This window comes from Actinomadura sp. DC4, from assembly GCF_030406325.1.
Lineage (GTDB): Bacteria > Actinomycetota > Actinomycetes > Streptosporangiales > Streptosporangiaceae > Actinoallomurus.
On record NZ_JAUEQY010000029.1, the window covers coordinates 107,066 to 132,553 of the forward strand.

Sequence of the window (25,488 nt, forward strand, 5' to 3'; positions counted from 1 at the left end):
ATGAACTTCCTCAACGAAGTCGCCAATTGGTACCCGGACGCCGTTTCGTTCGCCGCCGGTCTTCCCTACGAGGAACTCTTCGACGTCGATGCGATCGATCGCTACATCCGGGTCTACCGGAGGCACCTGGCCGCCGAGCGCCGGATGTCCGGCCCGGACATCCGCAAGGAGCTGTTCCAGTACGGACGGACCAAGGGGACCATCCACCGGCTCGTGGCACGGCACCTCGAGGTGGATGAGCACATCTCCGTCGACCCAGAGACGATCATCGTCACGGTCGGCTGCCACGAGGCGATGTTCCTCGTTCTGCGTGCGCTGCGCTCCGACCGCCACGACGTGGTCTTCTCCGTGACCCCGACGTACACCGGGTTCTCGGGCGTCGCGCGCCTGGTCGACCTGCCCGTCCGCCCGGTGGCCGGCGGCACGGACGGCGTCGACCTCGACCACCTGCGCGCCCAGGTGGCGGCCGCCCGAGCCGAGGGCCTGCGGCCGCGTGCGTGTTACGTCATGCCCGACTTCGCCAATCCCGCCGGATCGAGAATGTCGGTCGAGACGCGCCGGCGGCTGCTCGCCGTCAGCGCCGAGGAGGGCCTGCTGCTCCTGGAGGACAACCCGTACGGGCTGTTCCACGACGGCGAGCATCGGCCGGCGCTGAAGGCGCTGGACGACGAGCGGATGGTCGTCTACCTCGGCTCCTTCGCCAAGAGCGGCCTGCCGGGCGCACGCGTCGGCTACGTGGTCGCCGACCAGCCCGTCGCCGGGGCCGGCTCCTTCGCGGACGAGCTCGCCAAGATCAAGGGAACGGTCACCGTCAACACGTCCCCGATCGCCCAGGCGGTGATCGGAGGCAAGCTGCTGGAGCACGACTGCAGCCTCGTCGCCGCGAACGCGGCCGAGACCGAGATCTACCGGCGCAATCGCCGCCTCCTGCTGGACGGCCTCTCCGCACGGTTCGGATCGGTGCCCGGAATCACCTGGAATTCGCCGTCCGGCGGGTTTTTCGTCGTCGTCACTCTCCCCTTTGCGGTGGATGACGAACTTCTGCGGATTTCGGCACGTGAGCACGGCGTCATCTGGACGCCGATGAGTTATTTCTACGAAAACGGTGGAACCGGGAACCAGATACGGCTGGCCTGCAGTCTGTTGACACCCGATCTCATCGAGTCAGGTTTGGAACGTCTCGCCAAAATGATCGAAGAACGCCTCACGGAGACGACTCCGAATGATGTCGTGGATGCCCGATGACCGATAACGGATTTGCGGCCGGCGGGTCCCTGGTCACGGAGTTCGAGGAGCGGGTGGCGGCCGATCCGGACCTGTGCGCGGTGGTATGTGGTGAGGAGTCGCTGTCTTTCGGCGAGCTGAACGTGCGGGCGAGCCGGCTGGCGGGTCTGTTGCGTGGGCGGGGGGTGGGCGCGGAGTCCGTGGTGGCGGTGGCGTTGCCGCGGTCGGTGGATCTGGTCGTGGCGGTGCTGGGGGTGTTGAAGGCCGGCGCGGTGTACGTGCCGGTGGACGTGGACTATCCGGCCGAGCGGATCGCCGTCCTGCTGGATGACGCGTGCCCGGCGGTGGTGGTGACGGCGTCGTCGGTGGTGCTGCCGGAGGGCGTCGCGCGGGTGGTCCTGGACGCCGCTGACACGGCGGCGGAGCCGGCACGACCGGCCCGGGTGCGGGCGGGCCAGCTGGCGTATGTGATCTACACGTCGGGGTCGTCGGGACGGCCCAAGGGCGTGGGTGTCGAGCACGGTTCACTCGTGAACCTGCTCGGGAGTCATCGGCGTCGGCTGTTCGGGCCGGCCCGGGAACGCGTGGGCGGCCGGCGGCTGCGGGTGGCGCATGCCGCCTCGGTGTCCTTCGACGGCTCGTGGAACCCTCTGTTGTGGATGGTCGACGGGCACGAGCTGCACCTGATCGACGAGCCCACCCGCCGCGACCCGGACGCGCTGGTCGCCCGGCTCACCGAGGCGCGGGTGGACGTGCTGCACGGTACGCCGGCGTTCGTCCAGCGCCTCGTCGCCGCCGGCCTGTTCGCCCAGGACCGCCACCGGCTCACGGCGCTGTGCCTCGCCGGTGAGGCGATCGGCGACGCGTTGTGGCAGGAGCTGCGGGCCCGGCCCGGCTGTCTGTCGGTGAACTTCTACGGGCCGACGGAGTTCACGGTGGACGCCACGATGGCCCTGCCGTCGGAGCATGCCTCGGAGGTCATCGGCGGGCCGCTGGACAACACGGCGGCGTACGTCCTGGACGAGAACCTGCGGCCGGTGGCCGAGGGCGTCGCGGGGGAGCTGTACCTGTCCGGCGCCGGGTTGGCACGCGGTTATGTCGGGCGTGCGGGGCTGACGGCCGAGCGGTTCGTGGCCGACCCGTTCCTCCCGGGCCGGCGGATGTACCGTACGGGCGACCTGGCGCACTGGACCGCGCGCGGCGGGCTGGAGTTCCTCGGCCGCGGTGACGACCAGGTGAAGCTGCGGGGCTTCCGCGTCGAGCTCGGCGAGATCCAGACGACCCTGGAGGCCCACCCGGGCGTGGCCCGGTCGGCCGTCGTGCTCCGGGAGGATGTTCCGGGCAACCCTCGCATCGTCGGCTATGTCGTACGCACCGCGGACGACGCGTCACCGGAACGCGTCCAGGCGGCCGAGGCGCGGCACGTGGACCGATGGCGCGCGATCTACGACGCGCGCGACGACGCGACGCCGGCCGATGTGCCCTGGGACGACTTCTCCCGCTGGATCAGCAGCTTCGACGGACGGCCGATCCCCAGGCAGGAGATGCGCCACTGGCAGACGACGACGGCCGACCGGATCCTCGCGCTGAGGCCGCGGCGTGTGCTCGAGATCGGCGTCGGCAACGGCCTCATCATGTCGCAGGTGGCGCCGAGGTGTGCGGAGTACTGGGGTACCGACGTCTCCGCCGCCCTGATCACCGAGCTACGCGAGCACGTCGCCCGGGACGCCGAGATCGGCCCCCGCGTACGGCTCCTGGCGCAACCGGCGCACGTCACCGACGGCCTGCCCGGTGAGCGCTTCGACACGATCGTCATCAACTCGGTCATCCAGTACTTCCCCAGCGCCGACTACCTGGTGGACGTCCTGAGGAAGTCGCTGGGCCTGCTGGCCGACGGTGGATCGATCTTCGTCGGCGACATCCGCAACCTGCGTCTGCTGCGCGGCTTCCACACCGCTCTGCAGCGCCACCGGCTCGGCGGCGCCGCCGATCTCCCGGCCCTGCGCGCGGCCGTCCGGCGCGGAGTGCTCCTGGAGAAGGAACTGCTGCTGGACCCGGACTTCTTCCCCGCGCTCCGGGCGGAGCTGGAGGGCATCGGCGGGATCGACGTGCACGTCAAGCGCGGGCGGCACGACAACGAGGTGACGCGCTACCGCTACGACGTCGTGCTCCGCAAGGGAGAGGCGCCGCGGGAGGCGGAGCCTGCCGCGTGGGTCTGGGGCAAGGAGGTCGCGGACCTCGACGCGCTGCGGACCGAGCTCGTACGGCGCCGGCCGGCACGCCTCCGCGTGGCACGGATCCCGAACGCCCGGCTGGCGAGGGATCGCGCGCTGCTCGCCGCGCTCGACGGTGACCTTCCAGAGCGGGACGACACGGCGGCCCCGCATCCGGAGGAGTTCCACGAGCTGGGCGCCGGCACCGGGTACCGAGCCGAGGTGACGTGGTCCGGCGACCGGGACGGCGGCGCCCTCGACGTCGTCCTCACCGGCCCGGCCGCGGCCCCCGGTACCGACCTCTATCGGCCGGCCGGCCCCGTCACGGGCCGGCCGGAGACGTACGCGAACAACCCGGCGGACTCCCTCGACACCGAACTGCTGGGCACCGAGTTGCAGGCGTACGTGGCCGGGCGGCTGCCCGCCCACATGGTCCCCGACGCCGTCATGGTGGTCGACCGGATGCCGCTGACGGCCAACGGCAAGATCGACCGCGCGGCCCTGCCGGCGCCGTTCTCCCGGCAGGCGGCCACGGGCCGTCCGCCACGGTCGCCGCGGGAGGAGATCCTGTGCGATCTGTTCGCCGAGACGCTCGGGCTTGCCTCGGTGGGCGCGGACGACGACTTCTTCGAGCTGGGCGGCCATTCGCTCATGGCGATGCGGCTGGTCGACCGGGTCAGGTCCGTGCTGCACGCCGACCTCACGGTCCGGGACGTGCTCGAGGCGCCCACCGTCGCGCGGCTGGCCGAAGTCGCGCGGGACGCCGGTCACGCCGAGGCGCGTCCTCGTTTCCAGCCGGTTCGCCGGCCGTCGACCGTGCCTCTGTCCTTCGCCCAGAGCAGGCTGTGGTTCCTCCACCGCGCCGAGGGGCCCAGCCCGACGTACAACGTCCCGCTGGTGTTCCGGATGGTCGGTGACCTGGACCGCGACGCGCTCCGGGACGCTCTCGCCGACGTCGTCGACCGGCACGAAGTGCTCCGAACCGTCTTCGCCGAGCACGACGGCGTGCCCGGCCAGGTGGTGCTTCCGGCCGCCGGCGCCGCGCCCGGCCTCGACGTGAGGGCCGTCGGCGCGGAGGCCGTGGACGACGCGCTGGCGGTCGCCGCCCGCCGTGTCTTCGACCTCGCCACGGAACCTCCCGTACGAGCCACGCTGTTCGCCACCGGGCCGCGCGAGCACGTGCTGCTGCTCGTCCTGCATCACATCGCCGGCGACGGATGGTCCAGAGCACCACTGGCCCGCGACCTGGCCACGGCGTACGCGGCGCGCCGGGCCGGCCGCGCGCCCGGGTGGGCGCCCCTTCGCGTGCAGTACGCCGACTACGCCATCTGCCACCAGGAGTTCCTCGGCGACGCCCGCGACCCGGAAAGCCCGATCGCACGCCAGATCGCGTACTGGCGGACGGCGCTGGCGGGCCTGCCCGGCCGGATCGCCCTGCCCGCCGACCGGCCCGCGTCCGCGGCGACCACCCACCGGGGCGACGTGTTCGACTTCACGCTGGAGCCCGGTCTGCACGAGGCGGTGAAGCGGCTGGCCCGGCAGAACCAGGCCACCGTGTTCATGGTCCTGCAGGCGGCTCTGGCCACGCTGCTGACGCGTCTCGGTGCCGGCACCGACATTCCGCTGGGCAGCCCGATCGCCGGACGTACCGACGAGGCGCTGGACGAGCTGGTCGGCTTCTTCGTCAACACGCTCGTCCTGCGGACCGACACGTCGGGAGATCCGACCGTGCGCGAGCTGCTGGCGCGCGTGCGTACGGCCGACCTCGCCGCCTACGCCCACTCCGACGTACCGTTCGAGCAGGTCGTCGAGGCCGTCAACCCCGAGCGGTCACTCTCCGGGCAACCGCTGTTCCAGGTGATGCTCGCGCTCCAGAACACGCCGCGGCAGGGAGCCGACCTCCCGGGGCTCGAGGTCACCACCGAGATGATCGGTGCCGCCGCCACCCGGTTCGACCTCACCTTCAGCGTGAGCGAGCCGGGCGCCCTCGGTACGGCGGACGGCCTGACCGGGCGGGCCGAGTACAGCAGCGACCTGTTCGACCGACGGACCGTGGAGACCATCGTCGAGCGGTGGGCCCGGACCCTGCGCGCCATGGTCGAGGATCCAGGACGGCGGATCGGCGCCATCGAGGTGCTCTCGGCGGAGGAGCGCCACACGCTCCTGGCCACCGGGGACCAGGAACGGCGCGGCCCGGGGGCGTGCCTGCCGGAGCTGTTCGAGGCGCAGGTGGCGCGGACTCCGGACGCGGTCGCGGTGCGCTCGCCGGGTGCGGAGCTGAGCTACGCCGACCTCGACGCACGGGCGAACCGGCTGGCCCGGCTCCTCATCGGCCGCGGCGTGGGACCCGATGACATCGTCGCGCTGGTCCTGCCGCGGTCCGTGGAACTGGCCGTGGCCGTCCTCGGGGTGCTGAAGGCGGGCGCGGCGTACCTGCCGGTCGATCCCGGACAGCCCGCTGAACGCATCCGGTTCCTCTTGTCCGACGCCGCTCCGGCACTGACCGTCGACGACCCGGCCGTGATCCGCGAGTCGGCGGCGTACGAGGATCGGCGCGTCTCCGACGCCGACCGGATCCGCCCGCTGAGACCGGAGAACACCGCCTATGTCATCTACACGTCCGGCTCCGGCGGCCGGCCGAAGGCGGTCCTGGTCTCCCACGCGGGCCTGAGCGATCTCGCCGAGGCCCACGCCGCGGGCCCGGGCGCGCGGGTGCTCCAGGTGGCCGCGCCGACGTTCGACGTCGCGGTCGGGGATCTGTGCATGGCCCTGCTCTCCGGGGCGACCCTGGTGCTTCCGCCGGATCGGCCCCTCTACGGAGACGCGCTGGCCGAGGCACTCCGGGCGTACGCCGTGACCCATGTACAGCTGACCGCGCCCGTGCTGGCCACGCTGCCACGAAAGCCGTTCCCGGCGCTGGAGGTCGTGTTCGTCGGCGGCGACGTCTGCCCTCCGGACGTCGCCGGGTACTGGTCACGGGATCGGGTGCTGCGCAACGTCTACGGGCCGACCGAGGCGACCGTGTGCGCCACGATGAGCGCGCCCCTGTCCGGCGAGACGGTACCCCCGATGGGGCGGCCGCTGCCCGGGACGCGAGCGTACGTGCTCGACGCCGGGCTGCGGCCCGTCCCCGCCGGCACCGTCGGCGAGCTGTACCTCGGTGGAGCGGGACTGGCCCGCGGCTACCTGGGCCGGCCCGGGCCGACCGCCGAACGCTTCGTCGCCGACCCGTTCGGCGCCGCCGGCGACCGGCTGTACCGCACCGGCGACCTCGTACGGTGGACGGCCGGCGGCCGGCTGGTGTTCGCGGGGCGGGCCGACGACCAGGTCAAGATTCGCGGGGTCCGGGTGGAGCCGGGCGAGATCGAGGCCGCTCTCGTACGCCATCCGGCCGTCACGGGCGCGGCGGTCGTCGCCCGCGGGGAGGGGATCGAGGACCGGCGGCTCGCCGCCTACGTCACGCGCGACGGCCAGGACGCGCCCGAGACGCTGGTCGCGGACCTGCGGCACCATCTCACCGAGCGGCTGCCCGCCTACCTGCGACCGGCCTTCATCGTCGTGCTCGACGCGCTCCCGCTGACGCGCAACGGGAAGCTGGACCGCGCCGCGCTGCCGGACCCGGTGGTCGAGACGGCGGGCCCGGCACGCGCGCCCCGCTCGCCGGTCGAACACACGCTGTGCCGGATATTCGCGGACCTCCTCGGCGTCGCCGAGATCGGCCGAGACGATGACTTCTTCGCGCTGGGCGGCCACTCGCTGCTGGCCACGCGCCTGGTCAGCCGCCTCCGTACGGAGCTCGGCGACGAGGTACCGATCCGCGCGGTCTTCGAACGGCCGACCGCGGCCGGACTCGCGGAGATCTGCACCGGCGGGCGGAGCACCCGGCCGGCGCTGCGCCGCGCCGAGCGGCCCGCCACCCTGCCGCTCTCCTTCGGGCAACGGCGCCTGTGGTTCCTGCACCGGCTCGACGGGGCCGGCGCGACCGACAACTCACCGCTGGCCCTTCGCCTCACCGGCCCCCTGGACCGCGGCGCCCTGCGGCGGGCCCTCGCCGACCTGGTCGCCCGGCACGAGACGCTGCGCACCGTCTTCCTCGACGACGAGGGCGTGCCACGGCAGGTGCTCCTCGACATCGGCGTGGCGGCACCCGGCCTGGACGTCACCGAGTGCTCCCGCGACGGCCTGGACGAAGCGCTCAGGACCGGGGCCCGCCACCACTTCGACCTGGCCGCCGCGCCGCCGCTGCGGGCACGGCTGTTCGCCCTCGGCCCCGAGGAGCACGTCCTCCTGCTCGTCGTCCATCACATCGCCGCCGACGGTTACTCCATCCCATCCCTCGTCGGCGACCTCGCGCTCGCCTACGCCGCCCGCCGGGACGGGGCGGCACCCGATTGGCCGCCGCTGCCCCTCACCTACGCGGACTACACGCTCTGGCAGCGGACGCTGCTGGGCACCGAGACCGATCCCGGCAGCCCGATCGCCCGGCAGCTCGCGTTCTGGCGTGACACGCTCGCCGGGCTGCCCGAAGAGCTGGCGTTGCCCGCCGACCGGTCCCGGCCGTCCGTCGCCGGCCACCGTGGCGGCGCGGTCCCCCTGCGCGTCGACGCCGGGCTGCACGAGCGGCTGGCCGCCCTCGGCCTCGACGCCCGGGCCACCGTCTTCATGGTGGTGCAGGCCGGGCTGGCGGCACTGCTCACCCGGCTCGGCGCCGGCGACGACATCCCCATCGGCTACCCGGTCGCCGGCCGTACCGACGAGGCCCTCGACGACCTGGTCGGCTTCTTCGTCAACACCCTGGTGCTGCGCGCCGACACCTCGGGCGACCCGAGCTTCCGCGAACTGCTCCACCGGGTCCGCGACGCGGACGTCGCGGCCTACTCGAACCAGGACGTCCCCTTCGAGTATCTCGTCGAGTCGCTGTACCCGGCCCGATCACTCGCCCGGCATCCGTTGTTCCAGGTCATGGTCTCGATGCGCGGCGCCGAGGGGCGTGCGTTCGACCTCGGCGAGCTCGCCGTCGGCGTCGAGGAGGTACGGGTCGGCGCGGAGCGGTTCGACCTGTCGGTCATCACCGAAGAGCGGGTCTCCACGGACGGACGGCCGCTGGGCATCGACGGCGTCATCGCCTTCCGGGAGGACCTGTTCGACCGGGAGACCGTCGAGCGGATCGCGGTGCGCCTCGTACGGCTGTTCGAGGAGGTCACGACCGAGCCCGACCGGCCCATCTCCACGGCCGAACTGCTGGACGACGCCGAGTACGCGTGGCTGGCCGGGATGAACGACACGGCCCGGCCGGTCCCCGGCGCCGGCGTGCTCGAGCTCTTCGACCGGCAGGTCGCCGCGACGCCGGACCGCCGCGCCGTGGCCGACGGCGAAGAGGAGCTGACGTACGCGGAACTCGACGTCCGCGCCGGCCGTCTCGCCGGGCTGCTGACCGCGCGAGGCGCCGGGCCCGAGAAGGTCGTCGCACTGGCGCTGCCCCGCTCGGCCGGTCTCGTCGTGGCCGTGCTCGCGGTGCTCAAGGCGGGTGCGGCGTACCTGCCCCTGGACCCGGCGCACCCCGCGGAGCGCGTGGCGCACATGCTGGACGAAGCGGTGCCCGTGTGCGTGCTGATCGCCGGTGACGCGAGCCTGCCGGACGCCGCCGCGGTCCCGCGCCTGCGGTTCGACGGCGCCGAGGTCAGTGCCGCCCTGTCCGATGGCGCGACGGCAGGTCCGCCGGGCACGCGACCCGGCTCCCCGGCCTACGTCATGTACACGTCCGGCTCCACCGGGCGCCCCAAGGGGATCGCCGTCCCGCACCAGGCGCTGGCCAACTACGTGGCCTGGGCCGCCGACGCCTACCCGGGCGCGGGCGGGACCGCGCTCCTGCACTCGCCGGTCTCCTTCGACCTGACCGTCACGACCCTGTTCGTCCCTCTGGTCACCGGGGGCACGGTGCTCGTCGCCGACCTGGAGGGCGCGCCGCACGCCCATGACTTCGCCAAGGTCACGCCCAGCCATTTCGCGCTCCTGGACACGCTGCCGCCGGAGTCCTCGCCCATCGCGGAGATCGTCGTCGGGGGCGAGCAGCTCACCGGCGAGACCATCCACGCCTGGCGGTCGCGCCGGCCCGCCGTAACCGTCACCAACGAGTACGGCCCGACCGAGACGACGGTCGGCTGCGTCCGGCACCGCATCGTGCCGGGGGAGGCCGTCGGCTCCGGCGCGGTACCGATCGGCCGGCCGGTGTGGAACACGCGGGTTCAGGTGCTGGACGCGGCGCTGCGCCCGGTGCCTCCGGGCATCGCCGGGGAGCTCTACGTCGCCGGCGCCGGACTCGCCCGCGGTTACCTGCGCCGGCCCGTCCGCACCGCGGAGCGGTTCGTCGCCGACCCGTACGGCCCGCCGGGCACCCGGATGTACCGGACCGGGGACCTGGCGAGATGGCGCGCCGACGGCGTCCTGGAGTTCCTCGGCCGGGCCGACGACCAGGTCAAGATCCGAGGCCATCGCGTCGAACCGGGAGAGGTCGAGGCGGTGCTGCTGCGCCACCCCGGCGTCGCGGGGGCCGCGGTGGCGGCCACGCCGGACCGGTCCGGCGCCCTGCGGCTCGTGGCCTACGTCGTGGCGGCGTCCGGGGCCGGCCCGGAGCCGGATGAGGTGAGCCGCCACGCCGCGCGCACGCTCCCGGCCTACATGGTGCCCGCGCACGTCGTCGTGCTCGACCGGATCCCTCTGACCGCCAACGGGAAGCTGGACCGCGCGGCGCTGCCGGCGCCCGAGACGGCGAACGTGCCGTCCGGATCCGGTCCGGGAACGCCCGTGGAGAGGACGCTCTGCGGGGTGTTCGCCGAGATCCTCGACGTGGGCGAGGTCGGCGTCGACGACGGCTTCTTCGACCTCGGCGGCCACTCGCTGCTCGCCACCCGGCTGGTGAGCCGGATCCGTACCACGCTCGGCGTCGAGGTGGCGCTGCGCACCGTGTTCGAGGCCCCGACCGTCGCGGCCCTGGCCCGTGAGCTGGACGGCGCGGAGCACGCCCGCCCCGCCGTACGGGCGGCGGCCCGGCCCGACGTCCTCCGCCTTTCCTTCGCGCAACGGAGGCTGTGGTTCCTGCACCGGCTCGACGGCCCGAGCCCGACCTACAACATCCCGCTCGTCCTGCGGCTTGACGGCGAGCTGAACCGGGAAGCGCTGGAGGCCGCGTTCGGGGACCTCGTCGCGCGGCACGAGGTGCTGCGCACGGTGTACCCGGAGGTCGACGGGGAACCGCGGCAGGTGATCCTGGACGCCTACCGGCCGCGACTCCGCGTCCGGCCGGTCGAGGACGTGGAGGCCGGGACGGCCGAGGCCGTACGGCACTGCTTCGACCTCGCGACGGAGCCGCCCCTGCACGCCGAACTGCTCGCCCAGGCGCCGGACCGCCACACGCTGGCCATCGTCCTGCACCACATCGCCGGCGACGGGTGGTCGATGGAGCCGCTCATGCGGGACCTGGGCCTGGCCTACGCCGCCCGGTGCGGAGGTGACGCCCCGGACTGGTCGCCGCTGCCCGTCCAGTACGCGGACTACGCGCTCTGGCAGCACGAGTTCCTGGGCGAGGCGGCCGACTCCGACAGCGTCTTCGCGCGGCAGCTCGGCCGCTGGAAGGAGCGGCTCGCCGGGCTGCCCGAAGAACTGGCGCTGCCGGCGGACCGGCCCCGCCCCGCGACGGCGTCGCACCGCGGCGACGTCGTCCGGTTCGAGCTGGACGCCCCCCTCCACCTGCGGCTGACCGAGCTGGCACGCACGTCGCGGTCGAGTCTGTTCATGGTCCTGCAAACCGGTCTCGCCGCCCTTCTCACCCGCCTCGGCGCCGGTACCGACATCCCGCTGGGCAGCCCCGTCGCCGGACGCACCGACGACGCGCTGAACGATCTGGCCGGCTTCTTCGTCAACACCCTCGTCCTGCGTACGGACACGGCGGGCGACCCCACCTTCCGCGCGTTGCTGGAGCGCGTGCGCGAGACCGACCTGGCCGCGCACGCCGACCAGGACGTGCCGTTCGAGTACCTGGTGGACGCCCTCCGGCCCACCCGGTCCATGGCGCGCCACCCGCTGTTCCAGGTCATGCTGGCGCTGCAGAACGCGGCCGCGTACCGCCTCCGGCTTCCGGGCGTGGAGGTGAGCTCCCGGCTCGTGAACACCGGGAACGCACGGTTCGACCTGTTCGTGAACCTGGACGAGCGCCACGCGCCGGACGGCTCACCGGCGGGGCTGCGGGGCGCGGTCGAGTACGCCACCGACCTGTTCGACCGGTCCACGGTCCAACGGCTGGTCGCGTACCTGCGCCGCCTGCTCACCGCGGCGGCGGACGATCCCGGACTGCCCATCGGCCGGCTGCCGCTCATGAGCGCGGCCGAGCGCCACGCCGTCGTCGTCGGCCACAACGACACGGCGCGCGATCTGCCCGCCGCCTCACTGCCGGAGCTGTTCGCGGCCCAGGCCGCCCGTACACCCGAGGCGGTGGCGCTGGTGTGCGCCGGCGAGGACCTGACCTACGCGGAGCTGAACGGCCGCGCGGACCGGCTCGCGGGCGCCCTCGCCGAGCGCGGCGTGGGCCGGGAGTCCATCGTGGCGATCGCCCTGCCGCGGTCGCCCGACCTCGTGGTGGCCGTGCTCGCCGTGCTGAAGTCCGGCGGCGCCTACCTCCCGCTCGACGCGAACCTCCCGGCCGGGCGGCTGACCGCCATGCTCGACGACGCCCGCCCGGCCCTGCTCCTGACCCGCTCCGACGCGCACGGCGTTCCCGTCACGACCGCGCGGCTCCAGGTGGACGAACCCGAGGCGATGTCGTCGATCACGCCGCCCGTCCGCCGTCCCGAACCGGGCCAGGCGGCGTACGTGTTGTACACCTCCGGTTCGACGGGGCGCCCCAAGGGCGTCGTCGTCACCCACGGCGCGCTGGCGAACCTCCTCCACGCGATGGGCGAGGAAGCGGGGCTGGACGCAGGCGACCGGCTCATCGCGGTCACCAACGTCGGCTTCGACATCTCCGCGCTGGAGCTGTACCTTCCGCTGCTGGCCGGGGCCACCGTCGTGCTGGCCACGGATGACGCCGCCGGCGATCCCGCGGCGCTGGCCGCGCTGATCACCGAGCGGCGCGGCACGGTGATGCAGGCGACGCCGTCCCTGTGGCAGGTCCTGCTCGCCCACGACGCCGGGAGCGTACGCGGGCTGCGGGCGCTCGTCGGCGGTGAGGCGCTGCCCGCCAGGCTCGCCGCCCGGATGCGGGAGGTCTGCGGCCCGGTCACGAACGTCTACGGCCCGACCGAGACCACGATCTGGTCCACTGCCGAGCGGCTGGTGGAGTGGAGCACGGGCGATCCGCCGATCGGGCGGCCGATCGGGAACACGCGCGTGTACGTCCTGGACGATGACATGCGCCCGATGCCACCGGGTGCCGTCGGAGAGCTGTACATCGCCGGAGCGGGTCTGGCCCGCGGCTACCTGGGCCGGCCGGACCTCACCGCCGAGCGGTTCGTCGCCGACCCGTTCGGCCCGCCCGGCTCCCGCGCCTACCGGACCGGTGACCTGGCGTGCTGGACGACCGGCGGCCGCCTGAGGTTCCGGGGACGGGTCGACGCCCAGATCAAGCTGCGCGGCTTCCGAATCGAGCTGGGGGAGATCGAATCGGCCCTCACCGCGAATCCGGCGGTGGCCGAGGCCGTCGCCACCGTCGATGAGGACCGCGGCGGGGAGCGCCGTCTGGCCGCCTATGTCGTCCCCGCCAAGGCGTCCGAGGCGGCACGGGCGGACGCCGAACGCACGCACATCGGCGGCTGGCGGCAGATCTACGGCGAGGCGTACGAGGGCATGCCCGACGGAGTCCTCGGCGAGGACTTCTCCCTCTGGCGGTCCTGCTACACGGGAACGCCGATCCCGCTGCCCGAGATGAACGAGTGGCGGGCCGCGATCGTGGCGCGGATCGCCGAGCTGCGGCCGCGCCGCCTGCTGGAGGTCGGCGTCGGGTCCGGCGCGCTGCTCGCCAAGCTCGCCCCGGGCTGCGCGGCCTACTGGGGGATCGACATCTCCCCGGCGGCGATCGACAGGCTCCGCGGGCAGGTCGAGCGGCTGCCCGAGCTGGCGAGCCGGGTCACGCTGGACGTCCGGCCGGCGGACGACCTCACCGGCCTGCCCACCGGGTTCTTCGACACCATCGTGATCAACTCCGTGGCGCAGTACCTCCCGGCGGCCGATCACCTCATCGGCGTCCTGCGCACGGCCCTGGGTCTGCTCACCCCCGGCGGTGCCCTCTTCATCGGTGACGTCCGCAACCTGCGGACGGCCCGTTGTCTCCACACCGCGATCCAGGTCCGGCAGGCTCTGGACGACGACGGCGCGGCGGTCCGCGCCCTGGCCCGCAGGTCCCTGCTGACGGAGAAAGAGCTGCTGGTCGACCCGGAGTTCTTCACCGCGCTGCCCTCGGTCCTGCCGGAGATCGGCGCGGTCGACGTCAGGGTCAAGCGGGCGGGCCACGACAACGAGCTCACCCGCCACCGCTACGACGTGACGCTGCACCGGAGCCCGGTCCGGCCCGTCGACCTGGCCGGCGTGACCACCGTCCGCTGGGGCCGTGACCTGTCCACCCTGGACGAGCTAGCCGAACGGCTCGCCCAGGACCGCGACGCCGTACGGCTGGCCGACCTCCCCAACGCCCGGCTCGCCGGTGAGGTGGCGGCGGCGGAGGCACTGGACGAACATCGCCCGGCGTCGGAGGCTCTGGCCCGGCTGGACGACCGCCGCGGGCCGGACCTGGAGGAGCTCTGCGCACTCGGTGAGCGGCTCGGGTACCGAGCCGTGCCGACGTGGGCCGGGAACGTCGGTGACGGCGGTCTGGAGGTCGGGTTCCTGCCACCGGCGGCCCGTGTCCTCACCGGCGTGTACCGGCCGGCCGGGCACCGGCCGCCGGCCGCGTACACCAATGATCCGGTGGCGTTCCACGACGCTCACGAGCTGGAGGCATCGATCCTGCGGGACCTGCGCCGCCACCTGCCGGACTACATGATGCCCTCGGGCGTCGTCGTGCTGGGCGAACTGCCGCTGACGCCCAACGGAAAGCTCGACCGCACGGCGCTGCCCGACCCCGGCGTCGGCAGCCGGCCCGCCGGGCGGACCGCGCGGTCACCACGCGAGCAGATCTTGTGCGACCTGTTCGCCGAGATCCTCGGCGTGAGCCGGGTCGGCGTCGACGACGACTTCTTCCAGCTCGGCGGCCACTCGCTGCTGGCCACCCGGCTGGTCAGCCGGGTACGGACCACGACGGGAGCCGAGTTGCCCGTACGGGCGGTCTTCGAGGCGCCGACCGTAGCAGGCCTGGCCGAACGGCTGGAGGACGGCGGCGCGGGCCGCCCGGCGCTCCGCCCGCTGGAGCGGCCGCGCGTCGTTCCGCTCTCGTACGCGCAGCGGCGCCTGTGGTTCCTCCACCGCCTCGAAGGCCCGGGCGCCACGTACAACCTGCCCATCACCGTACGGCTGACCGGCCGGCTCGACGTCGGCGCCCTCCGGGCGGCGCTCGGTGACGTCGTCGCGCGGCACGAGAGCCTCCGGACGGTGTTCCCGAGCGACGGCGGAACTCCACGTCAGCACATCCTCGAACCGGGCGAGGCCGAGCCCGCACTGCCGGTCACGGCGTGCGGGGAGGCCGAGATCGGGCACGCGCTGCGGGCCGCCGTCTCGCGAGGCTTCGACCTGGAGGCGGAGCCTCCGCTGCGCGCCGAGCTGTTCGCGGTCGGTCCGGACGAGCACATCCTGCTCGTCCTGCTGCACCACATCGCGGGCGACGGCTGGTCCCTGTCCTGCCTGTCCCGCGATCTCACCGGCGCGTACGCGGCGCGCTGTGAGAACCGCGCTCCCGGCTGGAGGCCGCTGCCGGTCCAGTACGCCGACTACGCCCTCTGGCAGCGGGACCTGCTCGGCTCCGAACGCGACGAGGACAGCCCGCTCGCCCGGCAGCTCGCCTACTGGAAGACGGCGCTGAAGGATCTCCCGGAGGAGATCGCGTTGCCGGCGGACCGGCCGCGACCGGCGACCGTGTCCTACCGCGGCGCGGCGGTCACCTTCCGGCTCGACGCCCTCCTGCACTCGGGTCTGGTCGCGCTGGCCGCCGAGTCCGGCGCGACGGTCTTCATGGTGCTCCAGGCGGCGCTGGCCACGCTTCTCAGCCGGCTGGGCGCCGGTGACGACATCCCGCTGGGCAGCCCGATCGCGGGCCGTACGGACGAGGCGCTGGGCGAACTCGTCGGCTTCTTCGTCAACACACTCGTCCTGCGGACGGACACCTCCGGCGATCCGACCTTCCGCGAGCTCCTGTCCCGCGTACGGACGACGGACCTCGCGGCCTATGACAACCAGGACGTGCCCTTCGAGTATCTGGTGGAGGCCGTCAACCCGAGCCGCTCGCTCTCGCGGCACCCGCTGTTCCAGGTCATGCTCGCGCTGCAGAACACGCCCGCCGCGGACTTCGGCCTGCCGGGACTCGCCGCCGAGCCCGAGCCGGTGCACACGCGGACCTCACGGTTCGACCTGTTCGTCGGCCTGCACGAGCGGCACGGCGCGGACGGGGCCCCGCTCGGCATGGACGGCCTCGCCGAGTACAGCACCGACCTGTTCGAAGAGAAGACCGTGTCGACGCTCCTGGACCGGCTGGCCCGCGTCCTGCACGCGGTCGTCACCGACCAGGACCTGCCGATCCGGCGGATCGACCTGCTCACCGTGGAGGAGCGGCGCGCGCTCACGAATGACTGGATCGACACGGCGGAGGCGGTGCCGGAGGTCTCGGTGTCGGAGCTGCTGCGCGCCCAGGCCGCCGCGACTCCGGAGACGATGGCGCTGATCTGCGAGCCGACGTCGGGCGAGGAACCCGTCGAGCTGTCCTACGTGGAGCTGAACGCACGGGCGAACCGCCTGGCGCGGCTCCTGATCGACCGCGGTGTCGGCCCCGAAGAGTTCGTCGCGCTGGTGCTCCCACGCCGCCCCGAGATGATCGTCGCGCATCTGGCGGTGTTGAAGACCGGCGCCGCCTACCTGCCGATCGACACCGACTACCCCGGCGCCCGCGTCGCCATGATGCTGGACGACGCCCGCCCCGCCTGCGCGCTCGTCATGGAGTCGACGCGCCGGCTGGTGGATGAGGACGCGACGGCCACGGTCGTGCTGGACGCCCCGGACGTCGTGGCGGCACTGGACCGGCTCCCGTGCGGTGACGTGCCCGAGGCCGAACGGGTCCGGCCGGGGCACCCGCTCAACCCGGCATACCTCGTCTACACCTCGGGATCCACCGGACGGCCCAAGGGCGTCGTGATGCCCGTACGCGGCCTGGTGACCCTGCTGACCTGGCACCGCCGGAGGTTCCCGGCGGAGGTGGGCACCCGTACGGGCCAGTTCACCGCGATCGGCTTCGACTTCTCGGTGCAGGAGATCCTGGCGCCCCTGACCTCGGGCCGGACCCTCGTGCTCCCGAGCGACGCGATCCGCCGCGACTTCCATCGACTGGTCGAGTGGATCGACCGGCGCCGGGTCAACGAGCTGTTCGCCCCCACGCTCGCGATCTCGGTGCTCGCCCAGGCCGCCCGGTCGAAGGGCAGCGATCTCGCCTCGCTGACCGACGTGCTGCAGGGCGGCGAGGCGTTCACCCTCGGGCCGCAGATCCGCGCCCTGTACGACGACGGCCGCGGCCGTCGCGCGCACAACATCTACGGACCGGCGGAGACGCACTGCGCCACCACCTGGACGCTGCCCGAGGACGTCGGGGAGTGGCCGGCCGCGGCGCCCATCGGCCGGCCGCTCGGCAACGCCCGCGTCTATGTGCTCGACCGCGGTCTTCAGCCCCTGCCGCCCGGAGCGGTCGGTGAGGTGTACGTCGCCACCGCCAAGCTTGCCCGGGGGTACTGGAGAAGGCCGGGAGTGACCGCCGAGAGGTTCGTCGCGGATCCGATCGGCGCCGCCGGAAGCCGGATGTACCGCACCGGCGACCTGGCGAAGTGGCGCGCGGACGGCGTCCTGGAGTTCATCGGCCGGGTCGACGACCAGGTCAAGATCCGTGGCTTCCGGGTCGAGCTCGGCGAGGTCGAGGGGGCGCTACGGGACGTCGACGGCGTGAACGACGCCGTCGCGACGGTCCGCCGCGACGCCCAGGGGTACGAGCGGCTGGTCGCCTACGTCGTCACCGGTCACGTCGACGTCGCGCCCGCCGGACTGCGCGCCCATCTGCAGGACGTGCTGCCCGAGCACATGATCCCGGCACAGATCGCCGTCCTGCCGGGCCTGCCGTTCTCGCCGAACGGCAAGGTCGACCGCGCCGCGCTACCGGAACCGGTGACGTCCGGGGCGGGTGGCCGGGCACCGTCCGCACCACTCGAGCGGGTGGTCGCCGCGCTCTGGGCCGACCTGCTCGCCAGGACCGACATCGGGGCCGATGACGGCTTCTTCGAGCTGGGCGGCCATTCGCTCCTGGCGATGCGTCTCATCGCGGCGATCCAGGAGGTTCTCGGCGTCCGGATCCCGGTGCGGACCGTCTTCGAGTCACCGACCGTCGCACAGCAGGCCGCGCGCGTGGAGGAAGTGGGCCGTGACCGCGGGATCGACGTCGCCGGTCCGGCGCAGGTCGCGCTGGAGGTCCTGTCCCTGACGGACGACGACGTAGCCGCGATGCTCGCCGAGCACGAGACATCGAGCAGAGATGACACACCCGTCCGGCCCACTGACACGGATACGAGATGAACGAAAAAGACACCTCAGGCGCCCTGTCACCGGAACGACGCCGGCTGCTCGCGCGCATGCGGACGCGTACCCAGGACACCGTCCCCGCCCGTCCGCCCATCCGTCCGCGTCCGGCCGGCGGCCCGGTACCGCTGTCGTTCAGCCAGCGGCGGCTGTGGTTCCTCCAGCGGCTCGAGGACACGAGCGCGGCCTACAACCTGCCCATCGTCCTGCGGCTGGCCGGCACGGTGGACGAAGGCACGTTGTGCCGCGCTCTCGGTGACGTCGTCGCCCGGCACGAGCCACTGCGCACCGTGTTCCCCGCGGCCGACGGGGAGCCGTACCAGCGGATCCTCGACGGCGCGGCCGCCGAGGTCCCCCTCGTCGTGACCCAGGTCGACCCGCCCGGGCTCGACAAGGCGCTCAGAGTCAGCGCGGAGCGGGTCTTCGACCTCACCACCGAACTCCCGGTACGCGCCGAGCTCTTCACGGACGGGTCCGGCGAGAACACGCTGCTGCTTCTCCTGCACCACATCGCGGCCGACGGATGGTCCGTGGCACCGCTGATCCGTGACCTCGACCGGGCGTACGAGGCGCTTCGGCGCGGCGAGGAGCCGTCCTGGCCGCCGCTCACCGTGCAGTACGCGGACTACACGCTGTGGCAGCGGGATCTGCTGGGCGCCGAGGACGACCCGGCGAGCCCGATGGCGGAGCAGACCGCCTACTGGCGCGGCGCGCTCGCCGGCCTGCCGGACCACCTGAATCTGCCCACCGACCGGCCACGGCCTCCGGCGGCGACCCACCGGGGAGACCACGTCGCCTTCGAACTGTCCGGCGAGCCGCATCGGCGGCTGGTGGCCCTGGCGCGGGAGAGCCGCGCGTCCGTGTTCATGGTCATGCACGCGGCGCTGGCGGCCCTCTTGACGAGACTGGGGGCGGGCACCGACCTGCCGATCGGCAGCCCCATCGCCGGCCGTACCGATGAGGGGCTGGGAGAGCTCGTCGGTCCCTTCATCAACACGCTGGTGCTGCGGGCCGACACGTCGGGAGACCCGGCCTTCCGCGACCTGGTCGAGCGGATCCGCCGGGTCGACCTGGACGCCTACGCCAATGAGGACGTCCCCTTCGAACGCCTCGTGGAGCTGATCAATCCGGTCCGCTCGCTGGACCGGCACCCGTTGTTCCAGGTCATGCTCGCGCAGCAGACCGCGCCGGACGCCGTACTGGCGGCCTCCGAGCTGATCACCGGGGCGGACACGGCCGGTACCGGCACCGCCAAGTTCGACCTGACCTTCAACGTGGTCGAGGCGGCCGACCGTCTCGCCGTCTCGGTCACCTACACCACCGACCTGTTCGAACGCGCGACCGCCGAGCGGATCGCCGGCTACTACCGGCGGCTGCTCACCTCCGCCATCGCCCGGCCGGACCGGCGGATCGGCGACGTGGAGATCCTCGACGCGGCCGAACGCCGGGCCCTGCTCGCCCGGTGCGAGGCCGACCATGCCGACTATGGGCCGTGGAGGTCGCTCGTCGCGGAGTTCGAGGATCGGGTCGCCGCCGACCCGGACGCGCGAGCGGTGGTGTGCGGTGAGGCGTCGCTGACCTACGGCGAGTTGGACGCGCGGGTGGATCGGCTGGCGGGTCTGCTGGCCGGGCGGGGCGTGGGCGCGGGCCGTTCGGTGGCGGTGGCGTTGCCGCGGTCGGTGGATCTGGTCGCGGCGGTGCTGGCGGTACTGAAGGCCGGTGCGGTGTACGTGCCCGTCGACATCGACCATCCGGCCGAGCGGATCGGCTGGCTCCTGGACGACGCCCGCGCGGCCCTGGTCGTGACGGACTCGTCGGTGGCGCTGCCGGAGGGGACCGGACGGGTGGTCCTGGACGCCCCGGAGACGGTGGCGGAACTCGCGGCGTCCGGCCGCCATGATCGCATCGTCGTCCAGCCGCGCCAGCTGGCGTACGTGATCTACACGTCGGGTTCGTCGGGGCGGCCGAAGGGCGTGGCCGTCGAGCACGGTTCGCTGGTGAACCTGCTCGGGAGTCACCGCAACCGGTTGTTCGGGCCGGCCCGGGAACGCGTGGGCGGCCGGCGGCTCCGGGTGGCCCACACCGCCTCGGTGTCCTTCGACGCGTCGTGGAATCCTCTGTTGTGGATGGTCGACGGGCACGAGCTGCACCTGATCGACGAACCCACCCGCCGCGACCCCGAGGCCCTGACCATCTACGCGGCGACCGCCCGCCTGGACGTCATCCAGGGCACCCCGTCATTCGTCCGGCACCTGATGGACTACGGGCTGCTGGCCGGGGGCCGCCACCGGCCGGCGGTCCTGTGGGTGGGCGGTGAGGCGATCGGCGACGGGCTGTGGCGGGAGCTGCGGGCCCGGCCGGAATGCCTGTCCGTGAACTTCTACGGACCGACCGAGTTCACCGTGGACGCCACGATGGCGTTCCCGCCGGACAGCCTCTCGGAGGCCATCGGCCGGCCGCTGGACAACACCGCGGCCTACGTCCTGGACCAGAACCTGCGTCCGGTGCCCGGGGGCGTGGCGGGGGAGCTGTACCTGTCCGGCGCCGGGCTGGCGCGGGGGTACGCCGGGCGCCCGGGCCTGACGGCGGAGCGGTTCGTCGCGAACCCGTTCGGCCCAGGGCAGCGCATGTACCGCACGGGCGACCTGGCGCGCTGGACCGCGCGTGGCGGCCTGGAGTTCCTGGGCCGCGACGACGACCAGGTGAAACTGCGGGGCTTCCGCGTCGAACTCGGCGAGATCCAGGCGGCGCTCGACGCCCACCCGAGCGTGGCGCGGTCGGTCGTCGTGCCGTATGAGCCGGTCACCGGCGACACGCGTCTGGCCGCCTACGTCGTTCCGGCCGACGGCGGTGCCCCGCCGGACGCCGGCGAGCTGCGCCGGCACCTGACCGGCCTGCTTCCCGACTACATGGTGCCGTCGGCGGTCACGACCATCGAGACGTTGCCGTTGACCGGCAACGGCAAACTCGACCGGAAGGCGCTCCCGGCCCCAGCCGCCGGCCCGGCCGCCCCGGCCCGCGCGCCGCGCACGGCCGATGAGGAGATCCTGTGCGGGATCTTCGCGAAGGTCATCGGCCTGCCCGAGGTCGGGGTGGACGATGACTTCTTCCTGATCGGCGGCCACTCGCTGCTGGCGACGCGGCTCGTCAGCCGAATCCGCGCGCTGCTCGGGGCCGAGGTGAGCATCCGCGCCGTGTTCGAGGCCCCGACCGCGGCCGGACTCGCCCGGCGGCTGCGGGACACCGAGGGCCCGCGCCCGCCGGTACGGCCGAGGGAACGGCCGAGGCTCGTCCCACTGTCGTTCGCCCAGCGGCGCCTGTGGTTCCTGCATCGGCTCGAAGGGCCGAGCCCCACCTACAACATGCCCTTCGCGTTCCGGCTGACCGGCACCCTGGACCGGGACGGCCTGCGGGAGGCCCTGTTCGACCTCGTCGCGCGACACGAGTCGTTGCGGACCGTTTTCCCGGAGCACGAAGGCGAGCCGTATCAGCGGGTGCTCACACCCGAGGCGGCGTGCCCGCGGATCCACACCGTGGACGCCGGCGACGGGGAGACGGCGGACCTGCTCGCCGCCGCGGCAGGGCACGGCCACGACCTGGCGGCCGATCCGCCGCTGCGGGTCCACCTGCTCGCGACCGGCGAGCACGAACACGTCCTCCTGCTCGTCCTGCACCACATCGCCGGGGACGGGTGGTCCATGGCGCCACTCGCTCGCGACCTCATGACCGCCTACGCCGCCCGGAGCCGCGGCGACGCGCCCGGCTGGGCACCGCTTTCCGTGCACTACGCGGACTACACGCTGTGGCAGCGGGAGCTGCTGGGGGACGAGAACGACCCCGGGAGCCTGGCCCGCAGGCAGCTGGACTTCTGGCGTGAGGCGCTCGCCGGCCTCCCGGCCCAGATCGACCTGCCCGCCGACCGGCCGAGGCCCGCGGAGGCCGGCTACCGCGGTGACGTCACCGGCTTCTGGATCGACCCGGCCGTGCACCGGCGGCTTCTCGCCCTCGCCGAGGATGGTCACGTCACGCTGTTCATGGTGCTCCACGCAGCGCTGGCCGCGCTCATGGCCCGGCTGGGCGGCGGCACCGACATCCCGATCGGTTGCCCTGTCGCGGGCCGTACGGACGTGGCCCTCGACGACCTGGTCGGCTTCTTCGTCAACACGCTGGTGTTGCGGGCGGACACGTCGGGCGATCCGACGTTCCGGGAGCTGACGCGCCGCGTACGTGCCGTGGACCTCGCCGCGTGGGCCCACCAGGACGTCCCGTTCGAGCGTGTCGTCGAGGCCGTCAACCCCGCGCGTTCGCTGTCCCGGCAGCCGCTGTTCCAGGTCGCGCTCACCGTGCAGAACAACGCGGAGGCCGACTTCAACCTCTCCGGCCTGGAGATCGAGGACCACGACGTCCGGTGGGGGGTGTCACGGTTCGACCTGGGTTTCTTCGTCCGTGAACAGCGCGACGCCGACCGTGCGCCGACCGGCATCCGGTGCTCGGTGGAGTACAGCACCGACCTGTTCGACCGGGAGACCGTCGAGCAGATCGGCGCCTCGTTCGCCCGGCTGCTGGAGGCCGCGGTCGACGACCCGGACGTCCCGATCGGCCGCCTGGACATTCTGGGCCCCGAGCTGCGGCACCGCCTGCTCGTCGAGTGGAACGACACCGCGCGTGCCTCCGCCGCCGGGGGCGAGGACACGATCCAGCGCCGTTTCGCCCGGCAGGTGGCCCGTACTCCCGACGCGATCGCGGTACGGGCGAACGGGGCAGACCTGACGTACCGCGAGCTGGACCGGCGGGCGAGCCGGTTGGCGAACCGGCTGCTCGCCCTGGGAGTACGGCCGGAGAGCGCCGTGGCGATCTTCCAGGAACGCTCGGCCGGCTATGTGGTCTCCGTGCTCGCCGTCGCGAAGGCGGGCGGCACGTACGTGCCGTTGCACCCGAAGTACTCGACTCCGTGGCTGGAGAACGTCGCACGGGAGACCGGGTTCGGGGTGCTGCTGACCGACCGGGCGATGCGTTCGCGCGCGTTCGCGCACGGCGCCGCCGTGCTCGTCGTCGACGAGGACCGGAGCACGGAGCCCGACACCGATCCCGGGGTCGGCGGACACCCCGACCAACTCGCGTACGTCATGTACACCTCGGGCTCCACCGGGGAGCCCAAGGGCATCGGCGTCACCCACCGCGGTGTCCTCGAACTCGCCGCCGACCGGTGCTGGCACGACGGCACCGAGCACTGCGATGGCCCGGGATGTAGCACCGAGCGGGTGCTGATGCATTCGCCGCACGCCTTCGACCCGGCCACGTTCGAGCTGTGGACGCCCCTGCTCAACGGCCACCAGATCGTCGTCGCGCCGCCCGGCGACCTCGACGTCCGTACCCTCGAACGGCTGCTCGCCGAGGAACGGATCACCGGCGTCCTGTTCACGGCCGGGCTGTTCCGGCTCATGGCCGACGAGAGCCCGCGGAGCTTCGCCGGAGTGCGCAGCGTCTGGACCGGCGGCGACGTCGTCTCGCCGGACGCGGTGCAGCGCGTGCTCGACGCGTGCCCCCGTACGGTGGTGCGCGCCAACTACGGCCCGACCGAGATCACGCTGGTCTGCACCGAGTACCCCATGCGGCACCCGCACCGGGTCGAGGGGACCGTCCCCATCGGGAGCCCGCTGGACGACACGCGGGTGTACGTCCTGGACGCGGGACTGCAACCGGTCCCGCCGGGAGTCGCGGGGGAGCTGTACGTCGCCGGGGCGGGCGTCGCACGCGGATACCTGGACCGCCCCGCACGAACCGCGGAGCGTTTCGTCGCCGACCCGTGGGCCTGCGGGACGCGCATGTACCGGACGGGCGACGTGGTGCGCCGGCGGCGCGACGGGCGGCTGGAGTTCGCCGGACGCGCCGACGACCAGGTGAAGATCCGCGGATTCCGGGTCGAGGTGGGCGAGATCGAGGCGGCCCTGGTCCGCCATCCCACCGTCGCGAACGCGACCGTGGTCGCGCGCGAGGACCGGCCCGGGGACCGGCGGCTGGTCGCCTACGTCGTGCCGGCGGAGGAGACGCGAACGCCGGACCCCGTGAAGGAGACCGAGCAGGTCGGCGAATGGCGGACGCTCTACCAGGACCAGTACCAGAGCGGCGGTTTCTCCGGCTTCGGCCAGGACTTCGCCGGGTGGAACAGCAGCTACGACGGGGAGCCGATCCCCCGCGAGCAGATGCTGGAGTGGCGGACGGCGACCGTCGAACGCGTCCGCGCGCTACGGCCCGGCCGGGTCCTGGAGATCGGCGTCGGCAACGGCCTGCTGCTGTCGCAGCTGGCGGCGGACTGCGACGCCTACTGGGGCACCGACTTCTCGGCGGCGGCCATCACCGCGCTGCGGCGGCAGGTCGACCGGCGCCCGGAACTGACCGGCCGGGTGCGTCTCCTCGTCCGCCCGGCGGACGTGTTCGAGGGGCTGCCGGCCGGCTGGTTCGACACCATCGTGATCAACTCCGTGGCCCAGTACTTCCCGAGCGCCGCGTACCTGACCACGGTGCTGGGCGCCGCCCTGGACCTGGTCGCGCCCGGCGGCGCGGTCTTCGTCGGCGACATTCGCAACCGGCGGCTCCAGCGCTGTCTGGCCACCGCCGTGCGCCTCGGCTCACCCGGGGCCGGCGGCCCCGCCGCGAGGACGGCGATCGAGCGCGACGTGCGCCTCGAGAAGGAACTGCTCATCGACCCGGACTACTTCGCCGCCCTGCGCCGCGAGACCCCGGCTCTGGACGCCGTGGATCTGAGGATCAAACGCGGCCGGCACCACAACGAGCTGACCCGGTACCGCTACGACGCCGTCCTCCACAAGCGGCCGGAAGGAGTCGTCCCGCTCGCCGGCGTTCCCCGCCTCGCGTGGGGAGGGGAGGTGAGCGACCTCGAGGCGCTGGCCCGCCACTTGGCCGCGAAGCGGCCCCCGGCCCTGCGGGTGACCGGTGTGCCGAACGGCCGGGTGCTCGCCGAGGCCGATGCGGTCCGTCTCCTGGACGCCGGCCACGACCCGCTCACCGTACGGCGGAGGCCGGCCCGCCCGGAGGGCGTCGATCCGGAGGACCTCCACGCGCTGGCCGGCGACCTGGGGTACTGGGCGGGAGTCACGTGGTCCGGCGCGGGAACGGACGGTGAGCTGGACGTGGTGTTCAGCGACGGGCCGGTCGACCTTACGCCCGCCGACCTCTACCTGCCGGGCGACGCCGGCGCGGCGGCGGCCTCCTGCGTCAACGACCCCGCGGTGGACGCCGACGACGCGTCGTTCACCGCCGGGCTGCGGTCCCACCTGAGCGAACG

The 25,488-nt window shown here is 73.3% G+C and carries 3 protein-coding genes (1 of these 3 running past the window's edge); all 3 read left to right on the top strand.

All coding sequences use genetic code 11. From position 1 onward, the window contains the following. Tightly spaced (each overlapping or abutting the next), the 3 genes in view from QWU11_RS36645 to QWU11_RS36655 form a layout consistent with a single transcriptional unit that may run on beyond the window. Positions 1 to 1,245, top strand: coding sequence for a PLP-dependent aminotransferase family protein (locus tag QWU11_RS36645; RefSeq protein ID WP_290119130.1), 1,245 nt, complete (start codon positions 1 to 3; stop codon positions 1,243 to 1,245). Beyond that, positions 1,242 to 18,179 carry a non-ribosomal peptide synthetase gene (locus tag QWU11_RS36650; protein WP_290119111.1) on the top strand — a complete coding sequence of 5,646 codons (16,938 nt, stop codon included), beginning with the start codon at positions 1,242 to 1,244 and terminating at the stop codon, positions 18,177 to 18,179. The genes QWU11_RS36645 and QWU11_RS36650 overlap by 4 nt, the downstream gene beginning before the upstream one ends. After that, positions 18,176 to 25,488: the 5' portion of a non-ribosomal peptide synthetase gene (locus tag QWU11_RS36655; RefSeq protein ID WP_290119112.1), read on the top strand. Its footprint extends 4,261 nt past the window's final position; only the first 7,313 of its 11,574 coding nucleotides appear in the window; it begins with the start codon at positions 18,176 to 18,178; the stop codon falls past the right edge of the window. Before QWU11_RS36650 ends, QWU11_RS36655 begins: the two co-directional genes overlap by 4 nt.

What these genes read in the sequence shown, in the direction of transcription:
- QWU11_RS36650 (WP_290119111.1), top strand. Translation starts at nt 1,242, where the DNA reads ATGACCGATAACGGATTTGCGGCCGGCGGGTCCCTGGTCACGGAGTTC.
- QWU11_RS36645 (WP_290119130.1), top strand. Translation starts at nt 1, where the DNA reads ATGAACTTCCTCAACGAAGTCGCCAATTGGTACCCGGACGCCGTTTCG.